This is a genomic window from Flavobacterium flavipallidum (assembly GCF_038289905.1).
Lineage (GTDB): Bacteria > Bacteroidota > Bacteroidia > Flavobacteriales > Flavobacteriaceae > Flavobacterium > Flavobacterium flavipallidum.
Genome location: NZ_JBBYHU010000001.1, coordinates 219,352 through 241,731, shown reverse-complemented (window position 1 = coordinate 241,731; position 22,380 = coordinate 219,352). Strand labels below are relative to the sequence as shown.

Sequence of the window (22,380 nt, the reverse complement as noted above, 5' to 3'; positions counted from 1 at the left end):
TAATCTTTTTTAATTTGGACCCGGAGCCCAGTTTGAATTTTGTTTATACAGTAGATTTGAATCTATTGTTCGGCTTTGCCGGAATGTTTGTGTTGTTGTTTTGTTCAGCAGTCGTTTCCGGAGCCGAGGTAGCCTTGTTTTCGCTTTCACAAAAAGATCTTGATGATACCCTTCAGGAAAATCTTTCAACAGGAAAAATTCTTTCCGAATTATTGCAAAAGCCCAAAAAGCTTTTAGCAACACTTCTTGTAGCTAATAATTTTATTAATATAGGAGTTGTTATTCTTTTCTCTTTTATTGGTTCTGATTTATTTGCAGCGATCACTTCTCCTTTGTTGAAATTTGTATTAGAGGTAATTGTTGTTACATTTCTCTTATTGCTTTTTGGTGAAGTGATGCCAAAGGTTTATGCCAGTAGAAATAATGTAAAATTTGCTAAAAGCGTTGCTTATCCCATTTTACTTTTGGATAATTTTCTTTCTCCAATAAGTATTCCTATGCGATCGGCTACGGTATATTTGCATAATAAATTAGGAAAACAAAAAACAAATATTTCGGTAGATCAATTGTCGCAAGCTTTGGAACTTACCGCTACTGATGAGACTTCTACTGATGAACAAAAAATATTAGAAGGAATCGTTTCTTTTGGAAATACCGATACAAAACAGGTTATGAGTCCCAGAATTGATATTTTTGCGCTCGAAATCACCGAATCTTTCCAGGAAGTTTATCCTAAAATTTTAGATAAGGGCTATTCTCGAATTCCGGTTTATCGTGATAATATTGATCAGATTGAAGGAGTTTTGTTTATTAAAGATTTATTGCCTCATATAGAGAAAGAAGATTTTGACTGGACAATATTGATAAGAGAGCCGTTTTTTGTTCCCGAAAATAAAAAGTTGGACAATTTGTTGAAAGATTTTCAGTCTATGAAAAGTCATTTGGCTATTGTGGTGGATGAGTATGGCGGAACTTCGGGATTGGTTTCTTTAGAGGATGTAATCGAAGAAATTGTTGGAGATATTAGTGATGAATTTGATGATGAGGATATTAATTTTTCACAAATTGATGAACGCAATTTTCTTTTTGAAGGAAAAATCAATTTGAAAGATTTTTATCGTATTGTGGATGTCGACGAAGGATTATTTGAAGAGAGAAAAGGAGAGGCAGAAACCTTGGCAGGTTTTATTTTAGAGATTTCGGGGAATTTCCCGGCCAAAGGTCAAAAAATAAACTTTGAGAATTATGTCTTTACTATTGAAGTTGTAGATAAAAAACGTATCAAACAGATAAAAGTAACAATTAATGTTTAATGTAAAATATACCTGTAAGAAGTACTGTTATGCAGTGCTTGTCTTTGTGGGCTTAGTGTTGTTTTCAAGTTGTAAAAAAGAAGTTTTGCCAAAGCCTTCGGGTTATTTGCGATTGGATTATCCGGTGGCTGAATATGCGCATTTTGAAAATAAATGTCCGTTTGCTTTCGAGATGAATGCGAAGGCAATTATCAAAGGAGAAAAAGATTGTGGTTTTACTATTACCTATCCTAAGATGAAGGCAACCATTTATTTGACTTATAAACCGGTGAATAACAATTTGAATAAGTTGCTGCGAGATGCTCAAAAACTGACTTTTGAACACGTTATCAAAGCCGATGATATTTTAGAGCAACCTTATTTAAACACGGAGAAAAAAGTCTATGGTATGTTTTATCAGGTGGATGGAAATGCAGCCACCAATTCACAGTTTTATCTCACTGATAGCACCAGACATTTTTTAACAGGTTCGGTTTATTTTTATGCAAAACCTAATTTTGATTCCATCATGCCGGCAGCTAGTTATATCAAAAATGATATGCAACGTTTGATGGAAACATTGGAATGGAAATAATATGGAATCCAAACAATTAAAGTGGTTTTATCTTTTTATTCTTTGTTTAATTTGGGGTAGTTCTTTTATCTTAATAAAGAAAGGATTGCTTGGACTGTCGGCTATACAGCTTGGTTCATTGCGAATTATTTTTGCTTCTTTTTTCCTTTTAATTATTGGGTTTAAAAGTTTGAAACTTATTCCAAAGTTCAAATGGAAATACATTGCTATAACGGCTCTTTTCGGAACTTTTTTTCCTGCTTTTCTCTTTGCGATAGCTCAAACCGAGTTAGATAGTTCAGTAACTTCAATTTTGAATTCTTTGACGCCTTTGAATGCTTTGGCAATTGGAGTGTTGTTTTTTGGGGTAGATTTTCGCCGAAAACAACTTTTAGGTTTGCTTATTGGTCTTTTGGGGAGTTTGCTTTTAGTTTATAATGGTGCGCAAAATAATCCTTCGCAAAATTACTATTATGCGTTGTTTATTATTATGGCTTCTTTTAGTTATGCTACCAATGTGAATTTGATAAAGAAGCATTTGTCAGATGTGAGTCCGATTAGTATTACGACCGGGAATTTTGTGGTGCTGTTGATTCCTGCGATTCTTATTCTGATTTTCTCAGGTTTTCCGGAGCAAATTCATTTGGTGAAAACTCAAAAAGCGGTTGGTTTTATACTGATTTTAGGAGTTTTAGGTACGGGAATAGCCAATATTATTTTCTTTAAATTAATTCACATTGCTTCGGCTGTTTTTGCGGCATCGGTAACTTATTTAATTCCTGTTGTGGCGCTGTTTTGGGGATTATTGGATAATGAAATATTGACTCCCGTTCAATTTTTTGGTGCGTTCATTATCCTTATTGGTGTTTATTTGAGCGCGAAGAAGTAATTGTTTTACCGCAAATTCGGAGTTATAATTTTTGCGAATCTGCGGCTATTTTAAATCTAAATTATTTCTTTATTGAAATGTTGGTTTTTCTACAGGGTTTCCATATTTATCAAAATAATAAATAGGAATATTGAGTTTCTCTAAACCAGGAATAACGTCTTTTCCTTTTCCTACTATGATTATGCGGCTGTTCTCAATCAGGAAATATTTATTGGCAGCTGCAATTACATCTTCGGCGCTTACAGTATTTACGTTTTTAATGTAATTTTCGTAGAAATCAGCAGGAAGTTCTTCGATTTCAGTATTTAAAGCATATCGGGCAACTGATTCCGGTTTTTCGGCTTTCATTACAAATCTGCCAATGTATCCTGCCTTAGCATTTTCAAGTGCTTGAGTGTCGACTTTTTCGGTTCGGATTCTTTTTATTTCTTTAATAAATTCTACGGTTGCACTATCGGTTACATTGTTTTTTAAAGCCGAAGAAGAGCGGACACTGGTTACGTATTTCCCTGCTCCAATGCCTGTGCTGGCACCATAAGTCCATCCGTGAGCTTCTCTTAAATTCATATTGAGATAGCTGTTAAAACCTCCGCCTAAAATATAGCTGGCAATTACCGCAGGAAAGAAATCCTTATGGTTCATTTTTAAATTATAGGTGTTTACCACTGAAATTTCGGATTGAACAGCATTTGGGACATCAATGAAGTTAATTTGAGTCAAAGCTACGTTTTCTGGGTCAGGATAGGTGATATCGTTAGTGGTTGTTTTTTGCCAAGAACCAAAAAGTTTTTCTATAATTGGTTTGATTTCGTTGAATTTTACATCGCCAACAATTACCAAATAAGCATTTTGAGGAACAAAACGTCTTTTGTAATTACTGATGACATCTTCTAATGTAATATTAGCAATGGATTCTTCAGTAGTAAATTCTCCGGAAGGGTGATTTTTACCATAGGCAAGAGCATTGACTACTCTGCTGGCTATAGAAGAGACGCTTTTTTCCTGTGAGCGCAATCCTTCTGTTGCTTTAGCTTTTTCTTTGTCAAGTTCTTCTTGAGAGAATTTTGGATCCAATGCGCCGTATGAAAGAAGTTCTAGTGTTCTTTTTGAGAATTTAGAAAGTGAGCTGGCATAAGCGCTACTTGAGCTAAAAGACATACTGGCTCCCATGAAATCTACTTCTTCATTAAAGTCTTCTTTAGAGATTTTAGTGCTGCCGTTACCTATTAAACTGCTGCATAGTTCATCAACTCCTTTTTTATTTCCTTCTAAAAATGGTGGATTGTCTATGGTGAGGTTAAAAGTAACTTTAGGTAATTTATGGTTTTCAACCACCATGACTTTTAGTCCGTTAGCTAGTGTGAAGCTTAGTGGTTTTTTTATGTTAACAACAGGTGGTTTTCCTGCAAGTGGTTGTTTGCGTTCTTGTGCGTGCATATTGGCGATAACAATAATTAGGATGAATAATATGCTTATTTTTTTCATTGTTAAAATAGCTTAATTTTCGTTTTTTTGCGGTGTTGGTATGTAGTCTAAAATCAAACGCTGATTAGGGTTGAGGTACTTTCTGGCAGCATCTCTGATTTCTTCTCTTGTAATAGAACGATAAATTTCAATTTCGTTGTTTACTAAATTTACGTCACCAAATAATAAATAGTATTTGGCAAGATTTTCAGCAATTCCCTCTACATTAGAGTTTTCGTTCACATATTGATTTTCAAATTGATTTAGTGTTTTTTGATAATCTCTTTCAGAAATTAAATCGGTTTGCACTTTAAGAATTTCTTCGTCAATTTCGCCTAATAAGTCTTCATTGTTGAATCCTGCCATTGGCAGACCATAGATTATGTACATGCCATAGTCTTCCTGGTTAAATCCTACTGCGCCAATTTGCAAGGCTTTTTTCTTGTCGTCTACTATTTTTTTGTAAAGTTTGGAACTTTTACCGTCACTTAAGTAGGATGATATAAAGTCTAAAGCACGTGCTTCTCTGTTTTTCATAGAAGGAGTACGGTATGCAGTTACCAGCATCGGGATTTGTATGTTAGGATCGATGTGAGTGGCTTTGATAGTTTCGGTGATTGGTTTTTCGGTGAAATTTTCACGAACTATTTTTTCTCCTTTTTTAATTGGTCCAAAATAGTTTTGAATCCATTCTTTGGCTTGTTTTTGTTGAAAATCTCCTGCAACAACTAAGACAGCATTATTAGGGATGTAGAATTTTTCGTTAAAAGCTTTGAAATCTTCCAGTTTGGCTGAGTTTAAATGTTCGGTAGAACCAATGGTTGTCCAGCGGTAAGGGTGGTTGATGAAAAGATTTTTCTTTACGGCTTCTATTATTTTTCCATAAGGTTGATTGTCGTAGCGTGAATTCTTTTCTTCCTTGATAACTTCCTTTTGAGTGTCAACTCCAACTTGGTTAATAATAGGATGCATTAATCTTTCGGATTCCATCCATAAAGCTAATTCCAGATTGTTAGAAGGAAAAACTTCATAATAATAGGTTCTGTCGTCAGAGGTGTTGGCGTTGTTTACACCGCCGTTAGCGGTAACAATGTTAAACCATTCTCCTCTTTTGATGTTTTGAGTTCCTTCAAATAATAAGTGTTCAAAAAAATGAGCAAAACCTGTTTTGTTTGGGTTTTCATTTTTTGAGCCCACATGGTACATTACAGAAGTAATCACCACGGGAGCGCTATTGTCCTGATGTAATATTACATGAAGGCCATTGTCTAAATCGTATTCTTCAAAAGAAATTTTTTGGGCTGTGGCTATGCCGCCCAGAAGAAGAGAAGAACTAATTGCCATTATTGTTTTTTTCATATAAGATTAGTAAAAGTAAGATTGCAATATTAAATGTGTAATATTGTTTTTTTTCAAAAGTAGTTTTTTTTAGCTTCAATTGTATGATTGAGTCATTTTTACCACAAAAAATGGTTTTTGAATTTGGTTATAAAGCCTTGAGAATAAACAAAAAGCAAGGGGAATTATTTTTTTAAAATTAAGGATTGTGTGGTAAAAAAATAATTGTATATTTGCATCCTTAAAAATCAATAAATCAATTTGGTATGTATGCAATCGTAGAGATAGCAGGGCAACAATTCAAAGTAAGCAAAGACTTAAAGGTTTATGTTCACCGTTTAGCTAACGAAGAAGGATCAAAAGTTTCTTTTGATAAAGTTCTTTTGTTAGATGACAATGGAAATGTAACTTTAGGCGCCCCAGCTATAGAAGGTGCTTCAGTAGAAGCTAAAGTGTTACAACACTTAAAAGGAGACAAAGTTATCGTTTTCAAAAAGAAAAGAAGAAAAGGGTACAAAAAAAGAAATGGTCACAGACAATATCTTACTCAAATTGTAATTGAGGGTATTACTGCGGCAGGTGCTAAAAAAGCAGCTACTAAAAAAGCAGCAGTTGATGCAACTGAAGAATCAGCTGAAGCTCCTAAGAAAAAAGTAGCAAAAGCTAAAAAAGAAGATACTCAAGAGTAATAACAATATTAAAACTTAAACATCATGGCTCACAAGAAAGGTGTCGGTAGTTCTAAGAATGGTAGAGAATCAGAATCGAAACGTTTAGGTGTTAAGATTTTTGGTGGACAAGCTGCTATCGCAGGGAACATCATCGTAAGACAAAGAGGTTCAAAACACAATCCAGGTGAAAATGTTTACATCAGTAAAGATCACACACTACACGCAAAAGTAGACGGAATTGTGAAGTTCCAAAAGAAAAGAGATAACAAATCTTATGTTTCTATCCTTCCATTTGAAGTAGAAGCTTAATTGATTTTCTCAATTTATTTTAAACCCGTTCTTATTCAGGACGGGTTTTTTGTGTTTGTTTTGTTCTGTTATGAATATTGGAACACGGATAAAATGGATTTTGTTGGATTATCATAGATTAAGATTGAAAAAAATATAGAAAATAGCACGCAGATTTTGCAGATATAAGCAGATTTTTATTCAAAATAATATTTTCTGTATCTCTGTGGCTTGCTTTGTGAGTTTTCGTGAAATATTTTTCCCGTCAAGATTTTTTGTTAGGTTAAGGGAAGTCGAAATGAATTCGTTTTTCAGAGCTAGGCCTAAATAACAAATCCCCTTGCTTAATAAAACAAGGGGATTTGTTGTCTAAATTGAATTAATAATTACGTTTGATTAATCCATCATTCCAGGGCGACCGCCACCAAAACCACCACCAAATCCACCAGGGCGATCTCCGCGGTTCATGCCTTCCATAGTTCTATTTCTTCCGCTAGGTGCTTTTCCTGCAAAGTTTTTAATATTATAGGTTAATGAAAACATTGTATATCTCTTCAAAACCGTATTTGTAACGTCAGTCACTGCGGTAGAGGATATGTTTCTGCTGATACTCTGGTTTTGATTTAATACGTCGTATACTTTTACTTTAGCAACAAATGTTTTGTTCATGAAGCTATAAGATAAACTTGTGTTCCATAAGTAATAATCGGGATTATTAGAATTATATGTGTATCCAAAATCATTACCCCAAATCCAATTAGTTGGCCAGTAGCTGGTAGTTTGTAAGTTCAGTCTGTGAACTAAATTTGATCTGGAACGTATTGAACTTACGTCGTATTTAGTTTGGCTGTATGAAAAATTATAAGAAGGAGCTATGGTGAAAAATTCGCCATAATCATAGTTTAAATAAATTCTTGGTGAAAACCCAAATGATTCTCCACTATATAAAATATTATTAGTAGAATTTTTGTCAACAGAATAACTTGTGTTTAAAGCGATTCCATATCGAAGTAAATTAGACTCTTGTTTTATTGATTTATTCCAACTACCACCTCCTGAAAATGAGTAATTTCCTGAAATGTTTGCATAAGTGGATGTTTGGCTATTGTTTTCCGGATTATAAATGGATGTTCTTATAATGTCGTTATTGTTGTAATTGGCATTAAGGTATAAGTTATATCCAGAACGAGTACGGAAATCAAAATTTCGATAGTTAATGTTTGCACTATGGGTTTCTGTAGGAGTCAAATCTGGATTCCCGGTTACCGTATTTAGGGTATTTGACACGTTTTCTATAGGTAGTAACTGATTTGCAGATGGTAAAGATTGGTTGTAGTTGTATCTAAATGTAAAATTTTTAGAACGATCTACTCGATATCGTATCTGTGCACTTCCGTTTGGTAATACGTATTTTTTGCTTAATTCAGTTGGGTCGCCTTTGAATAACGCATAGTTGTCGTATTGTAAAATTGAAGTAGAGGAATTAAGATCAATAGTGAAATTGTTTTTTAGTAAGCGGATACCAGTTTTAGGAGCAATACTATTTTGCTTCGAATTTAAGTAAGTTGTTTGATTAATATTTAAAATATCGTAGATAGGGTCATCCTCCGTTCCTGAATTGTCAAAAGTTTTATTGTCGTTAGTGTTGTTTTGATAATTGTATTCTACTCCAATTTTGAAACGAATGGAATCTGTTACTGGTTCTGTATATTCAATTTCAGCAGAATAAGAATCACTAATACTTTTGTTTTTTGAGTTTTGATTTCTTGATATTGTTTCTTTGATCAAATCATCTGGGCCTCCATCGTAAAAATTTGTTCCTGATACGACAAAGTTATTTGCATTAGAATTTGAATTGTTATTGTTAAATCCAAAACTTAAATTTCTAGCTTTTTTTTCGAAAGATTTATTAAAGTTGATGGCGTTGCTGAAAGTATTGGATTCATTTCTGTTTGATGAATTTGAAAAAATATCATAGGCTTTCCTTCCAGTAGTTAAATTATCACTCTTGGTATCACCTTCAGCATGGCTTTCAGAGACTGAAGAACTTATTTTTGGAGCAATAAACAAACGAATTGTTGGTGAAATTTTATATTCTAATTCAACATTTGCAGAATTATTGGAATTTTTATTGTTTGTTTTTGAATTTGAAACTGTGTGGTAAGAATTTCCATCAGGTCTTAATTCTGTCGCATCAGAATGATTGTCGTTTTTAGTGTTTGCTTCCGAAAAATTATAATTAGCATTTGTTTGAAAATCTTTAATTAATTCGTCAGAATAATTAACTCCGATTAATTTAGAGGTTGTAATTCCGTTTGCCTGACTTCTGTTTACACTGCCTCCACGGTTGTTTCTTCCGCCTCCCATATTATCAAAAACTTCATCTTGAGAGAATCCCTGAGCATTGATATTATTAGCCGATCCTAAAATGCTTATTTTTCGGTTATTATTAAAAGAGTTTACAATGAAGCTAGACTCATATCGCTCATCCGAACCATAGCCTGCAAGGAACTTTCCAAAAAAACCTTTGTTCTTATCATCGTCAATAGTGAGGTTTATGCTGGAATTGTCGGATGCGGCCTGGTCTTTGGAATATTCTTCTTTTTTGGTTTTATAGTCAGAAACCTGAACTTTGTTGATAATTTCGGCAGGTAGGTTTTTTAAGGCCATTTGACCGTCACGACCAAAGAAAGGTCTGCCGTTTACTAATACCTGTGTTACTTCTTTACCATTGGCTGTGATTTTTCCATCACTATCCACTTCTATTCCTGGAAGTTGTTTTAAGAGCGCTTCGACGTTAGCATCAGGGCGTGTTTTAAATAAGGAAGCTTTAAATTCTATAGTGTCGTTTTTAATTCTAATAGGCGGATCTTCCCCTTTTACAGTAACTTCGTTAAGTGTGTTTATTGATTCAGATAAGTAAATGTTGTTGAAATCTTTATTTGAGGTAATCCCTTTTTGTTCTTCTGCGAAAGTATCAAATCCCATATAGGTAACTTTCAGAAATACAGGTTTGTCATTTTTTTTAACTGCAAAATTGAAATCTCCATTTTTATCTGTTAGTGTATATTCTAAAACGGTAGAGTCTTTTACTGTTGTAACATATACGGTAGCTGATTCTAAAGGAAGTTGATTGTTGATGTTGAGTACTTTTCCTTTTAAAATATAACTACCCTGAGCAGATGCAAAAAATGGAAAGCACAATAAGAACAAAAATGATAAATATTTATACATAATACATTGGTTAAAGTCAATGTAAGATGCTAAATGATTAAAAAGGTTTAATTAGAAGTGTAAAATTTATATTTATGAATAATATTGTTGATGCTGGACTATGAATTTCTTATTTTATTCTAGTTTAAAATATTCTTCTGAAATACCGCCACAAATTATTTGAGAAAGAGTATCGTCTGATTCATGTCCAAATAAAAAAGTTTTTAGAAGACCTGATTTTTCCTCAATATAAAATTGCCATACTTCTTTGTTTTTGAATGTGATTTCCGTGAAAGTCACATCGTATATTTCGCTTCCTTCTTCTGCTTTTTTACAAAAAACAATGGGCTCTGTTTTTACTAAACACCATTCTTTTGCATTTTTATATAATTCGAAAAATAAAATTTCATTTTCATTTATTGTAATCATTTCTCCAATTATACCATTTTCGTCCGGGATACCCCAATTAGATCCTTTATGTATTTTTTTCCAATTGCCGATTATGTCTTGGTTTAATTTTTTTCTAATAATAGGTTTTAATGAGTCGCATTTTTTAAAGGCAATTTGACCTAATTTATTATCGGTAATAATATGCAGAGCATGATTAAACAATTTAATTGCTCTTTCATTTTCTCCTTTTGTTAAGAAAGATATACCTAAATTAAATCTATCTTTTTGAAACTCTTCTTTAGACATATTCTGTCCAAACAATTGGGAACAAATTAAAAATAAGAGTAGAGTAAGTTTTTTCATAGATTCAAGTATTGAAATATAAATATATAAAAAAACCCTCACATTGCTGCAAGGGTTCTATCTTAATACTTAGTACTAAAAACTTAATACTAATATCTGTAATATTCTGGTTTGAATGGTCCTTGAACTTCCACACCAATGTAAGCAGCCTGATCCGGACGTAAAACTTCCAATTCAACTCCTAATTTAGCCAAGTGTAAAGCAGCTACTTTTTCATCTAAATGTTTTGGTAACATGTACACTTCGTTTTTGTAAGCAGCACTGTTATTCCATAACTCGATTTGAGCCAAAGTTTGGTTGGTGAAAGAGTTAGACATTACAAAACTTGGGTGACCTGTAGCACAACCTAAGTTTACTAAACGACCTTCAGCTAAAATGATGATATCATTTCCGTTGATAGTATATTTGTCAACCTGAGGTTTGATTTCGATTTTAGAAGCACCGTGGTTTTTGTTTAACCAAGCCATGTCAATTTCGTTATCAAAGTGTCCAATGTTACAAACAACAGTTTTGTCTTTCATTTTTTCGAAGTGGCTTCCCACAACGATATCTTTGTTTCCAGTAGTTGTAATGATGATGTCAGCATTTCCAATTACAGTATCTAATTTTTTAACTTCGTAACCGTCCATTGCAGCTTGTAAAGCACAAATTGGATCGATTTCAGTAACTGTTACGATAGAACCAGCACCTCTAAAAGAAGCAGCAGTTCCTTTTCCTACGTCACCATATCCGCAAACTACCACTCTTTTTCCAGCTAACATTAAGTCAGTTGCACGACGAATAGCGTCTACAGCCGATTCTTTACATCCGTATTTGTTATCAAATTTAGATTTAGTAACAGAATCGTTAATGTTGATTGCAGGCATTGGTAAAGTTCCCGCTTTTACTCTTTCGTACAATCTGTGAACACCAGTTGTAGTTTCTTCAGAAAGACCTTTAATTCCAGGAACTAATTCAGGGTAACGATCGATAACCATGTTTGTTAAATCTCCACCGTCATCAAGAATCATGTTCAATGGTTTTCTGTCTTCGCCAAAGAATAAAGTTTGCTCAATACACCAGTCAAATTCTTCTTCATTTAAACCTTTCCAAGCATATACAGAAATTCCAGCAGCAGCAATTGCAGCAGCAGCCTGATCCTGAGTAGAGAAAATGTTACAAGAAGACCAAGTAACTTCAGCACCTAATGCAATTAAAGTTTCAATCAAAACAGCAGTTTGAATCGTCATGTGTAAACATCCTGCAATACGAGCACCTTTCAAAGGTTGCTCATCTTTATATTCAGCGCGAAGTGCCATCAAACCTGGCATTTCAGCTTCAGCAAGTTCAATTTCTTTTCTTCCCCAAGCTGCCAGAGAAATGTCTTTTACTTTGTAAGCCACATAAGGCGTAGTTGTAGTACTCATTTATAGTATATTTGTAATTATAAATTTTTTGCAAATTTACGTAATAACTTTAGAATTAAACTAATTTCTATAATATTTATGAATTGTTTAAGGTCTTAATAGTTAGAACTTTAGTTTAAGAATGCTTTTTAGAAGCTAATCCTGCCATTCACTATATCTTTCCAGCCGAACACCGGCAGGAAAGGATGCCGTTACTGTCAGGGCTAGAAATAAACTTGGTCAAGAAAGAAAAACTCATCCCGATAGCTATCGGGACTCATAACTCACAACTCAAAAGAATGCCTTTATTCAAGAAAATAAATTTTAACAGCCACACACAAATTTACATTTGGAAAATAACCGAATCTTTCGAGCAATTGTATCAGGAAGTTCGTTTAAATCCAATATGTCAGGCACGCATTAGCGGAATGAAATCCGAAATGCACCAACGTGGATTCTTAAGTGTGCGTAAATTATTGGAAGAAGCCGGTTATACCGATTTTGATTTGTATTATGATGCTTTTGGAAAACCACATCTGCATGATGGAAAGCATATTTCAATTACCCATTCGCATCAATTTTCATCCATTATTATTAGCGATGAGGTTGTGGGAATCGACATCGAATTGCAAAGAGAAAAGATTATTCGCATTGCCGATAAATTTTGTGATGCTGAGTTTCAGTATCTCAATCGGGAACAAATTTCAGAATATATTAAAAAGCTAACCGTTATTTGGGGAGCCAAAGAAGCCATTTTTAAAATACAAAACGAAAAAGGAATCAGTTTTAAAGATCATATTGTAGTCCATGATTTCGATTTGAATCAATCAGAAACTTTAGCAACACTTTATTTTTCAAAGACCGAAAAGCAATTTAAAATTTTCTTTGAAGAATTTGAAGGTTTTACGCTGGTTTATGCTTTAGAAAACTAATTTTGAGATGAAACAACTTTTAAGAAGTTGCTGAATTTTTTAGAACACTTCGGTTTTTAAACATATTAAGGTAAAAAAAGCTACCCATTTTTCGAGCTCTGTCTTTTAATATCGTTACATTTTCTCCCTCAAAAAGCTCATCCAGCGTTTGAAACCAGTAGTTGAGCCAAATTCCAAATTCGTTGGCATTTATTTGGCATTTAAAATGTTCGTCTACTTTGTTGTGAACCGCTATAGGGTTGCCCTTGTATTTGCGTATGCCAAATAAATTGGTCTCCCAAAAATCAGCCAGTTTTTCCAGATGCGAATCCCAGTCGGGAATCAATTCGTTAAAATAAGGACTGATTTCCTCGTCAGCCCTTATTTTATCATAGAATTGATGCATTAAAACCGAAATATCAGCTCTGTTTTCAATATCTTTTTTCATTTATAAATTGTTAATGATAATAAAGATGATGCTTGAAATCATGCTAGCTAAAACTGCATTGAAAACAACTTTGTGTTTCATTTGAGCCAAAATGGATGTGTTAGCAATCATAGATATAAAAACAACAAGAACAAGTTGTATCATTTGTCCAATTGAAGTTCCGTTAGCTAATACGGCCATGGCAGCTGCACCGCCTAAACAGCTTTGTACTAAGATACTTAAAGATGCTGATGCAAAATAATTAGTATCAAATTTTTCGAAGGTATTGTTGTAAAGTGTCATAATGTTTTGTTTTAATAAAGCAAAATTACAACGGCTTGCAGCACCTATTTTATGACAAAAATCATGTAATATAAATTTTGATGATTTTTTTTTTGTTTCTTGTCTTAAGTTATTCTTGTTCTTTGGGTTAGGATTTATTTGATGTTGCCTATGTTTTTTGAATAATATAATTTTAGCTTAATGCTTCTCTAACTCTAAAAACTTTTTACTTTTACCTCAGATGAAAAGAGATCATATATATCAGGAAATAGTTCAGGCAAAGTTGCTAAATAAGAAATTATTGGTTGTGCTATTAGATCCTGATAAAATTGTTTGGGAAAATGTACCGCAATTAGTAAACAAAATCAATCAATCGCCGGCAACTCATGTTTTTGTTGGTGGAAGTCAGGTTGGGAATAATATTTTGGATAACTTAATTCTGGAAATAAAAAAAGAGTGTACTTTGCCTATCGTTCTTTTTCCTGGGGATGCTTCTCAAATTTCAAATCACGCCGACGGTATTTTGTTTTTGTCTTTATTATCAGGTAGAAACCCCGATTATTTAATTGGGCAGCAGGTAAAAGCAGCGCCAATTTTAAAACAAAGTAATCTTGAAATTATTCCCACCGCATATATCTTAATTGAGAGCGGCAAAGAAACTGCGGTGGCTCGTGTAAGTAAGACACAGCCTTTGGATAGAGAAAATAAGGAATTGGCTTTAGCAACAGCTCTGGCAGGGGAAATGTTAGGAAATAAATTAATCTATCTGGAAGCAGGTAGCGGAGCTCAAAATGCTGTTCCTGAAGAAATGATTGCTTTTGTAGCTCAAAATCTGACCATTCCAATTATTGTAGGCGGCGGAATCAGGGATAAAGAAGGAATTCTAAAAGCCTATCAATCCGGAGCTGATTTGGTGGTGATAGGGACGGCTTTTGAAAATAATATGGATTTTTTTAATGAATTGTAAATGGTAGATTTCTTTTGGGACAGTTATAAAAATGCCTCAACAGGGCATATATTTTTAGAGTTTTTGGTCTTTGTGTGTGGTATTTTGAGTGTTTGGTTTGCAAAAAAAGAAAATGTATTAGTTTATCCAGTAGGATTAATTGCTACGGTTATTTCTGTTTACCTTCTATACTTTGCCGGATATATCGGGGATATGATTATTAATGCTTATTTTTCTATAATGAGTATTTACGGTTGGTATTATTGGGTAAAAGGAGGAACTGCTAATGATAATTTGCCAATTACCAGAACAAACTTAAATGAAAAAATAATAGGAATTTTATTGTTTATGATTACGTTTTTTGTAGTTTTAGGTGTCTATAAATACTTTGATTATACGATTCATCCTGATAATTATGTAGATATGATTTCATCAGGAATATTTTTTACAGGAATGTGGTATATGGCAAAGAAAAAAATCGAAAATTGGACTCTTTGGATTATCGGAGATATGATTGTTGTGCCGCTTTATGCCTATAGGGGGTTAGGAATGTTGTCTTTACAATATTTAATTTTTACGATCCTTGCTGTTTTTGGATATCTGGAATGGAAGAAAATCTTAAAAAATCAAGAAGTACAATCAAATTTATAGTCTATTATAAAATAATAATTTGGTGCTTTTAATATGTTATTTCAAAGAAAATGAGTGAAATAAAAATTTCGGAATTAGAAAAATCAAAATCTTTAGATGATTTAAAAAATATACAAAATATGGGGTTGTCAGAACAGGATTTGGAACAAATCAATCAACAAGGGGTTTCATTAGAAGCAATTAATAAGCAACTTAGTATCTTTAAAAAAGGAATTGCTAAGATGGAGTTACTGGAAGCTGCAACAGTTGGTAACGGAATCTTGAAATTGACAAAGGCTGATTTTGCTGAAAAAGCGCATTTTTTTGACGAACATAAATCGGATTTGAAATTATTGAAATTTGTTCCTGCTTCGGGAGCTGCAACCCGAATGTTTAAGTTTTTGACTTCTTTTTTGAATAATTTTAACATTGAGAAAGAAACGATCAATGCCTATATCAACAGAAAAAAGGATAGTAACTTACCTGTTTTTTTAGTAGGTATGGAAAAGTTGCCCTTCTTTGAACTGATTTATAAAAAATTAAAAGATGAGTTTCAGGATTTTGATTCATTACCACGCGATTATAAAAATTATTACTTTATAAAAGTGATGTTGGATGAGAAGTATTTTGATTTTGCAACTAAACCAAAAGGAATTTTACCTTTTCATAAATATGCTACAAGAATCGCAAGTCCAATAGAAGAACATCTATACGAATGTGGTTATTATTCCAGTTCCAATGGTCAATCCTATTTGCATTTTACAGTTTCTGAAGCACATCAAGTTGAATTTGAAAAAATCATAAATGAGGTAAAAGCTAATGTTGAAAATGAAACCCAAACAAAAGTGGAAGTGAGCTATTCGTATCAGGACAAAAGTACTGATACCATTGCGGTAAATATGAATGATAAAGCTTTTAGAACTGAGGATGGGAAACTACTTTTTAGACCCGGAGGTCACGGTGCTTTAATAGGTAATTTGAATCAATTAGATGCCGATGTTATTTTTATTAAAAACATTGATAATGTGATTTTGCATAATAATGAAACCATTGCATTGTATAAAAAAGCCTTAGCCGGAATCTTGTTGGAATTACAACAGGAAATATTTGCCTGTTTAAATCTAGTGGATTTGTACGATGTTAATGATGTTCAAATTGAGGAAGTTAAAGCCTTTTTGAAAAACAAATTGAATGTTTCTGTAAAAGCAGATTTTGATTTATATACTACCGAAAATAAAATAAAAGTACTGAGAGATATTCTAAATCGACCAATCAGGGTATGCGGAATGGTAATCAACGAAGGAGAACCTGGCGGTGGACCATTTTGGGTGAAAAATGGAGGAAAAGGCGCTTCTTTACAAATTGTTGAATCTTCGCAAGTGGATTTGAGTAATAAGAAACAGGCTAAAATTATGGCGAATGCCACTCATTTTAATCCGGTAGATATTGTTTGTGCAACTAAAAATTATAAAGGCGAAAAATTTGATTTGCATCAGTTTGTTGATGAAAATGCTGGTTTTATTGTTGAAAAAAATCATTTAGGAAAAGATATCAAAGGTTATGAATTGCCAGGATTGTGGAATGGCGCAATGGCTAATTGGCTGACTGTTTTTGTTGAAGTGCCTTTGATTACCTTTAATCCGGTTAAAACGGTTAATGATTTATTAAAAGAAGCACATCAATCCTTGTAGATTTTGGAAATTCAAAAAATCATATCAGAGTTACAATACAAAGCAGTTAGAAGTAGCGGAGCAGGAGGTCAAAATGTCAATAAGGTTTCGTCTAAAGTAGTTTTGTTTTTTGATTTGAAAAATTCTCAGGCTTTGTCCGAAGAAGAGAAAGCATTGCTGGAACTCAATTTGTCTTCCTGATTAACTGTTGATTCCGTTTTGATTCTCAATTGTGACGAAGATCGAAGCCAACTTAAAAATAAGGAAATCGTAACTAAGCGTTTTTTGGAATTGATAAGAAAAGCGCTTGTTGTTCCTAAAGAAAGAAAAGCTACAAAAGTTCCTAAATCAGTCATTAAAAAGCGAATTAAAGACAAAAAGAATCTTTCGGACTTAAAACAATCACGTAAAAGACCAAACTGGGATTAAATTCCAAAAACTCATTTCTTGGAATTTGGAATTTGTTTTTTGAAATTTTTAACATTAATTTTGCGCCGTCTCAAAGGGGTGCTCTAAATAACGAGCTGAGATCATACCCAACGAACCTGAGCAAGTAATGTTGCTAAGGGAAAAAAGATGAATTTTTGGTGTAAACCAGAAATTTATGAGTTGAACAAATTTTATTTATCACATTAACAAAAGAATAATTCCCCCTTTTATTCGTAAAACAATTACGGATGAAAACTATTCTGGTTTCAAAGTTTCAAAGTCACAAAGCAGCAAAGTCAGCCGTTTTGATGACAGGTTTATTATTTTCTATGGGCGTTTTTGCTCAACAAAAACAAAAAGATAGTACGCAGCTAAATCAATTGGATGTAGTACTGGTTTCCGCAGTTCGTGTTACTTCAAAAACGCCTGTAAGTTTTTCTAATTTAGAAAAAAAAGATATTGCGCCGCGCAATTTAGGTCAGGACATCCCTGTTTTGATGAATTATATGCCATCGGTAGTGACTACTTCTGACGCAGGAAACGGAATGGGTTACACAGGAATCCGAGTACGTGGTAGTGATGCTACACGTGTCAATGTAACTATCAATGGAATTCCATATAACGATGCTGAAAGTCAGGGAACTTTTTGGGTTAATATGCCTGATTTTGCTTCTTCGGTTGAAAGTTTGCAATTACAACGTGGTGTAGGAACTTCAACTAATGGTTCAGGTGCTTTTGGTGCCAGTTTAAATATGCTAACAGATAATTTTGCTTCAAAAGCAAATGGTGAAATTTCTAACTCATACGGAAGTTTTAATTCACATAAACATACTGTGAAATTCAGTACAGGTTTATTAAATGATCATTTTGAATTGGCCGGACGTGTATCCAATTTGAAATCGGATGGTTATGTGGACAGAGCAAGTTCTGATTTAAAATCCTATTTTCTACAGGGGACTTACATTAATAAAACTACTTTAATTAAAGCTTTGGCTTTTGGAGGAACTGAAAAAACTTATCAATCCTGGAACGGAATTGACGGCGAAACTTTAAATTCAAATCGTAGGTTTAACTCTGCCGGAATGTTTACTGATGAAGAGGGTAATCCTCGTTTTTATGATAATGAAACCGATAATTACCAGCAAGATCATTATCAGTTGCATTGGAGTGAATCATTCTCGGATAAATGGAGTAGCAATTTAGCTTTTCATTATACTAAAGGAAAGGGATTTTATGAAAATTACAAAGAAGATGCCGATATGGCTGATTATGGTTTGAATTCCGTTGGGTCAGTTACAACAACTGATTTAGTGCGTCAAAAATGGTTAGATAATGATTTTTACGGTACTACTTTTTCTGTGAAATATAGAGATGAGAAACTAAATGTGATACTAGGTGGAGGATGGAATAAATATGAAGGAGACCATTTTGGAAAAGTAATCTGGGCAAGATATGCGTCTCAATCTGAATTGGGAGACCATTACTATGATGATTTTTCGACAAAAACCGACGGAAATATTTTTGCTAAAGCCAATTACCAGCTAACAGAACAATTGAGTTTTTATGGGGATTTACAATATCGAAATGTACGATATAAAGCTAATAGTTGGGAAACTGGTTTGGTAGACGATACTTTTAATTTCTTTAATCCAAAGGCTGGTTTAAACTTTGAAATTGATCAAAAAAATGCACTTTATTTTTCGTATGCTCGTGCCAATCGTGAACCTAACAGAACGGATTATGAAGGCGGGAATGTAAAACCTGAAAAGTTAAATGACTTTGAATTAGGTTGGAGGTATAATTCAGATACATTTCAATTGTCGTCAAACTTCTATTATATGGGGTATAAAGATCAGTTGATTTTAACGGGGACATTAGACGATGTGGGGAATCCAATTCGTTCTAACAGTGAAAAAAGTTATCGTTTAGGTTTTGAAGCTGATGCAACTATAAAAATTTCAGATAAAGTTATTCTTAGGCCTAATTTTACTTTGAGTAGTAATAAAAATGTTGATTTAGATGTTGAAGGTCAAAATTACGGAACAAAAGAGATCGCCTATTCGCCTTCAGTAATTGCAGGGAATATAATTGTAGTTAGTCCTGTTGAGAATTTTCATATTTCTTTATTACAAAAATATGTAGGCAAGCAATACATGAACAATATTGAATTAGCAGCTGCAAAACTGGCTGACTATTTTGTGAATGATTTGAATGTTTCTTTTGAAATTAAACCAAAATCTGTTTTTAAATCAATTATGATTAGTGGTTTAGTAAATAATATTTTAGATAAAAAATATATTTCAAACGGATATATGTGGGATGTTTATCCTTATTATTACCCACAAGCCGGAATTAATTTTTTAGCGGGATTAACATTGAAGTTTTAATTTGAAGTTTTTTATATTTTCAAAAAGCCTGAGAAGTTTAATTTCTCAGGCTTTTTGTTTTAGTTGTATACGCGAATTACGCTGCCTATTTTTTCTGCTCGATATTGTTTTAAAGGATATTGAAGATCGCTTTGACCGGTATATAAAAAGTATTTTTCATTACCACAACTGCATTTTAAATATGTGCCGTCAGGAATTAAACGGTTTGTACAAGTGCTTGATGATTGGTTAGGGCAGGCTGCATCAAAAGCATTGTAACCTGTACCTGTATTAAATATATAAATTCCTTTTGGGCCAACTTCAGGTCCTGCATAATAAACGGGAGAACTACCAGCATATTGAAGGTTTGAATAAGCGGGATAATTGGTGTCAAATGTAACTGTGAAATTATAGTTAGGTATATAAGGATTGTTGTTCTTAAAACCATTGTCAGAACAAGAAAAAAACAGCAGGCAAATAAGTGATAATGAAAGGATTTTTTTCATTTTTTTATTTTGTGAAAGAATTAGTGAAACAAATTTAATTTATTTACATTTGAAATCTTATATGCTTAACATATAATTATTGACTATTAAAAAATATACTATATTTGTAGCAAGAAATCCCGTTGCGATGGGATTTTTTGTATTTATATAAACGATGAAATTATGAGTAACGTATCTTATTATACTGCCGAAGGATTAAAAAAGTTAAAGGAAGAGTTAGATTATTTAAAAGCGGTAATGCGTCCAAAAGCATCTCAGGATATTGCTGAAGCTCGTGATAAAGGTGATTTGTCTGAAAATGCAGAATATGATGCAGCCAAAGAGGCTCAGGGATTATTAGAAATGAAAATTTCTAAACTGGAAGAATTATATGCCAATGCAAGATTGATTGATGAGTCACAATTAGATTTATCAAAAGTCTTAGTTTTATCTAGTGTAAAGATTAAAAATCAGGCTAATGGTATGGAAATGAAATACACCTTAGTTGCTGAAAGTGAAGCCGATTTAAAAACAGGAAAGATTTCAGTAACTTCTCCTATTGGAAAAGGATTACTTGGAAAATCGGTAGGTGAAGTAGCTGAAATTACAGTTCCTAACGGAAAATTGAAATTCGAAATTCTGGAAATTACCAGAGAATAGTTTAACCATTAAAGGCATTAAACATGAGCTCGATATTCACTAAAATAGTAAACGGAGAAATTCCATGTTATAAAATCGCTGAAGACGAAAATTATTTCGCTTTTTTAGATATCAATCCCAATGCAAAAGGACATACTTTGTGCATTCCAAAAGTGGAGGTTGATAAGATTTTTGATTTGGAAGAAGAAGTTTATTTAGGTTTGATGCAGTTTTCTCGAAAAGTAGCAAAAGCTATCGAAAAAACAGTGCCTTGTAACCGAATTGCAATTTCGGTTATAGGTATTGAAGTGCCTCATGCTCATGTGCATTTGATTCCGTTAAATACCATGGAAGATATTCGCTTTCAAAAGAAAGTGACTTTAAATAATGAAGAATTTGAAAAGTTAGCTGAAGCAATAAGAGCTAACTTTTAAACAAATAATTATCATACAAAGAGACACGAATTTATTCGTGTTTTTTTATATAAAAACCAATTCGCATGAGAAAATTGCTACATAGTTTGTTTTTGTTAGTATCTGTTGTATGTCTAGCCCAAACTAAACCAGCCTATAGTGATGTTGATAGTAAAATGGCCAAAATTCCTTTAGAATTGTCCGCTTCAACCACTGGCATTGCAAAATTTATATCCGATAATTTTAAAACAGATAGCGATAAAATCCGTGCGGTTTTTTATTGGACTACAATCAATATAAGTTATGATGTGCCTAATATGTTTGTGCCAAATCAATTAGAATCTCCTCAGGAAAAAATTGAAAAGACATTAAAAACTAGGAAAGGAGTTTGTATTCATTATGCGGAGGTTTTTAATGATATTTCAAATAAAATTGGAATTAAGTCCAGAATAATCGAAGGTTATACGAAGCAAAATGGAGCCATAGCCACTATTGCTCATGCATGGTGTGCTGCTAAAATTGATAATAAATGGTTAGTGTTTGACCCTACATGGGGAGCTGGAGGTGTGCAAAACGGTAAATTTGTTCGAAAATTAAATAATACGTTTTTTAAAGCAGAACCCTCTAAAATAATTGCCTCACATATGCCGTTTGATTATATGTGGCAATTTTTGAATTATCCGGTTACCAATGCTGAATTTTATGCTGGGAAAATACAAGTGGATAAAACAAAAAAATATTTTGATTTTGAGAAAGAAATTGACCGTTATGAAAAAGCTTCCGAAACAGATCAATTATTTGAATCAGCTGCAAGAATAGAAAAAAATGGTATAAAAAACAATTTGATTTTAGAATATTATAACGTTAAAAAGAAACAATGGAATGCTGTAATGCAAAATACAAACGTTGATAAAATGAATGCAATTGTGGCTGAATTTAATGAAGCAGTATTGCAATTAAATGATTTTATCATGTATCGTAATAATAAATTCAAACCTACTTTTTCAGATGAAAAAATCAGTCAGATGATTCAGATTCCAAGAGAAAAATTAACAAAATGCCAGAATGATATTTTCAAAATTAGTATGGTGGGAACTGAAAATGCATCAAATTTAATGGCATTAAAAAATACAATTGCAGATGCTGTCGTGCAGGCTGAGGATAATGCCGCATTTGTAAAGAATTATTTAAATAAATCTAAGTTGGTTAGAAAAACCATGTTCTCTAAAGTATCTTGGTTTGGTATTCCGTTAAATTAATTTTTTTAAGATTTAATTTCTTACTGTTTTTAAGTTGATTTTATATATTTGATATT

Annotated in this window: 21 protein-coding genes and 1 pseudogene; 14 read left to right on the top strand and 8 right to left on the bottom strand. The window is 33.0% G+C overall.

The genetic code is table 11. The features are described 5' to 3' along the window. Nucleotides 1-14 precede the first annotated feature (14 nt). From AAEO59_RS01065 to AAEO59_RS01055, 3 genes are read left to right on the top strand one after another with little or no spacing between them, the layout of a single operon-like run. Entirely contained in the window at nt 15-1,313 is a 1,299-nt protein-coding gene (locus tag AAEO59_RS01065) for a gliding motility-associated protein GldE (RefSeq protein ID WP_341698905.1), read from the top strand. After that, complete coding sequence (gene gldD / locus AAEO59_RS01060) at nt 1,306-1,887, top strand: gliding motility lipoprotein GldD (protein WP_341698904.1); 582 nt, start codon at nt 1,306-1,308, stop codon at nt 1,885-1,887. Before AAEO59_RS01065 ends, gldD begins: the two co-directional genes overlap by 8 nt. 1 nt (nt 1,888) lies before the next feature. Beyond that, a complete protein-coding gene (locus AAEO59_RS01055) occupies nt 1,889-2,755 on the top strand; it encodes a DMT family transporter (protein WP_341698903.1) in 867 nt (288 codons plus the stop codon). A 69-nt stretch (nt 2,756-2,824) separates the two neighbouring features. Here AAEO59_RS01055 and AAEO59_RS01050 read toward each other — a convergent pair whose 3' ends face one another. After that, nucleotides 2,825-4,240: a M16 family metallopeptidase gene (locus AAEO59_RS01050; RefSeq protein WP_341698902.1), complete on the bottom strand. Its 1,416-nt coding sequence runs from the start codon at nt 4,238-4,240 to the stop codon at nt 2,825-2,827. A gap of 12 nt (nt 4,241-4,252) precedes the next feature. Then, the gene (locus tag AAEO59_RS01045) at nt 4,253-5,578 is read right to left on the bottom strand and encodes a M16 family metallopeptidase (protein WP_341698901.1); all 1,326 of its coding nucleotides are present in this window, start codon (nt 5,576-5,578) and stop codon (nt 4,253-4,255) included. 245 nt (nt 5,579-5,823) lie between these two features. On the opposite strand from AAEO59_RS01045, the gene rplU reads away from it, so the two are divergent. Together rplU and rpmA are read left to right on the top strand one after the other, a co-directional pair. Then, on the top strand, nt 5,824-6,246 hold the full coding sequence (gene rplU / locus AAEO59_RS01040) for a 50S ribosomal protein L21 (protein WP_341698900.1): 423 nt from the start codon (nt 5,824-5,826) through the stop codon (nt 6,244-6,246). 24 nt (nt 6,247-6,270) lie between these two features. Then, complete coding sequence (gene rpmA / locus AAEO59_RS01035) at nt 6,271-6,537, top strand: 50S ribosomal protein L27 (protein ID WP_026712573.1); 267 nt, start codon at nt 6,271-6,273, stop codon at nt 6,535-6,537. 375 nt (nt 6,538-6,912) lie between these two features. On the opposite strand, the gene AAEO59_RS01030 is transcribed toward rpmA, so the two are convergent. The 3 genes from AAEO59_RS01030 to ahcY form a co-directional block, all read right to left on the bottom strand. Next, nucleotides 6,913-9,750 (bottom strand): outer membrane beta-barrel protein, encoded by a 2,838-nt coding sequence (locus tag AAEO59_RS01030; RefSeq protein WP_341698899.1) that lies wholly within the window; start codon nt 9,748-9,750, stop codon nt 6,913-6,915. 114 nt (nt 9,751-9,864) lie between these two features. Beyond that, nucleotides 9,865-10,482 carry a hypothetical protein gene (locus AAEO59_RS01025; RefSeq protein ID WP_341698898.1) on the bottom strand — a complete coding sequence of 206 codons (618 nt, stop codon included), beginning with the start codon at nt 10,480-10,482 and terminating at the stop codon, nt 9,865-9,867. A gap of 89 nt (nt 10,483-10,571) precedes the next feature. After that, complete coding sequence (gene ahcY, locus AAEO59_RS01020; RefSeq protein ID WP_341698897.1) at nt 10,572-11,888, bottom strand: adenosylhomocysteinase; 1,317 nt, start codon at nt 11,886-11,888, stop codon at nt 10,572-10,574. A gap of 278 nt (nt 11,889-12,166) precedes the next feature. Here ahcY and AAEO59_RS01015 point away from each other — a divergent pair, with 278 nt between their 5' ends. Continuing rightward, the gene (locus AAEO59_RS01015) at nt 12,167-12,799 is read left to right on the top strand and encodes a 4'-phosphopantetheinyl transferase family protein (protein WP_341698956.1); all 633 of its coding nucleotides are present in this window, start codon (nt 12,167-12,169) and stop codon (nt 12,797-12,799) included. Nucleotides 12,800-12,818: 19 nt separating this feature from the next. On the opposite strand, the gene AAEO59_RS01010 is transcribed toward AAEO59_RS01015, so the two are convergent. After that, a complete protein-coding gene (locus tag AAEO59_RS01010) occupies nt 12,819-13,226 on the bottom strand; it encodes a group III truncated hemoglobin (protein WP_341698896.1) in 408 nt (135 codons plus the stop codon). After that, nucleotides 13,227-13,508: a hypothetical protein gene (locus tag AAEO59_RS01005; protein WP_341698895.1), complete on the bottom strand. Its 282-nt coding sequence runs from the start codon at nt 13,506-13,508 to the stop codon at nt 13,227-13,229. It lies immediately after the preceding gene. 220 nt (nt 13,509-13,728) lie between these two features. On the opposite strand from AAEO59_RS01005, the gene AAEO59_RS01000 reads away from it, so the two are divergent. The 5 genes and pseudogenes from AAEO59_RS01000 (at nt 13,729) to AAEO59_RS00980 (ending at nt 19,549) form a co-directional block, all read left to right on the top strand. After that, nucleotides 13,729-14,454 carry a phosphoglycerol geranylgeranyltransferase gene (locus AAEO59_RS01000; RefSeq protein ID WP_341698894.1) on the top strand — a complete coding sequence of 242 codons (726 nt, stop codon included), beginning with the start codon at nt 13,729-13,731 and terminating at the stop codon, nt 14,452-14,454. Beyond that, a complete protein-coding gene (gene pnuC / locus AAEO59_RS00995; RefSeq protein ID WP_341698893.1) occupies nt 14,455-15,084 on the top strand; it encodes a nicotinamide riboside transporter PnuC in 630 nt (209 codons plus the stop codon). Between the two features lie 50 nt (nt 15,085-15,134). Continuing rightward, on the top strand, nt 15,135-16,754 hold the full coding sequence (locus tag AAEO59_RS00990; protein ID WP_341698892.1) for a DUF4301 family protein: 1,620 nt from the start codon (nt 15,135-15,137) through the stop codon (nt 16,752-16,754). Between the two features lie 3 nt (nt 16,755-16,757). Beyond that, a pseudogene (gene arfB / locus AAEO59_RS00985) lies at nt 16,758-17,162 on the top strand (alternative ribosome rescue aminoacyl-tRNA hydrolase ArfB). 248 nt (nt 17,163-17,410) lie between these two features. Continuing rightward, nucleotides 17,411-19,549 carry a TonB-dependent receptor gene (locus tag AAEO59_RS00980; RefSeq protein ID WP_407934910.1) on the top strand — a complete coding sequence of 713 codons (2,139 nt, stop codon included), beginning with the start codon at nt 17,411-17,413 and terminating at the stop codon, nt 19,547-19,549. Between the two features lie 59 nt (nt 19,550-19,608). Here the strand turns inward: AAEO59_RS00980 and AAEO59_RS00975 are convergent, their stop codons facing one another. After that, nucleotides 19,609-20,034, bottom strand: coding sequence for a Rieske (2Fe-2S) protein (locus AAEO59_RS00975; protein WP_341698891.1), 426 nt, complete (start codon nt 20,032-20,034; stop codon nt 19,609-19,611). A 162-nt stretch (nt 20,035-20,196) separates the two neighbouring features. On the opposite strand from AAEO59_RS00975, the gene greA reads away from it, so the two are divergent. From greA to AAEO59_RS00960, 3 genes are all read left to right on the top strand, one after another. Next, nucleotides 20,197-20,673 carry a transcription elongation factor GreA gene (greA, locus tag AAEO59_RS00970; RefSeq protein WP_026712588.1) on the top strand — a complete coding sequence of 159 codons (477 nt, stop codon included), beginning with the start codon at nt 20,197-20,199 and terminating at the stop codon, nt 20,671-20,673. Between the two features lie 23 nt (nt 20,674-20,696). Beyond that, entirely contained in the window at nt 20,697-21,086 is a 390-nt protein-coding gene (locus AAEO59_RS00965; protein ID WP_341698890.1) for an HIT family protein, read from the top strand. Nucleotides 21,087-21,151: 65 nt separating this feature from the next. Then, nucleotides 21,152-22,324 (top strand): transglutaminase domain-containing protein, encoded by a 1,173-nt coding sequence (locus tag AAEO59_RS00960; protein WP_341698889.1) that lies wholly within the window; start codon nt 21,152-21,154, stop codon nt 22,322-22,324. Nucleotides 22,325-22,380: the final 56 nt, after the last annotated feature.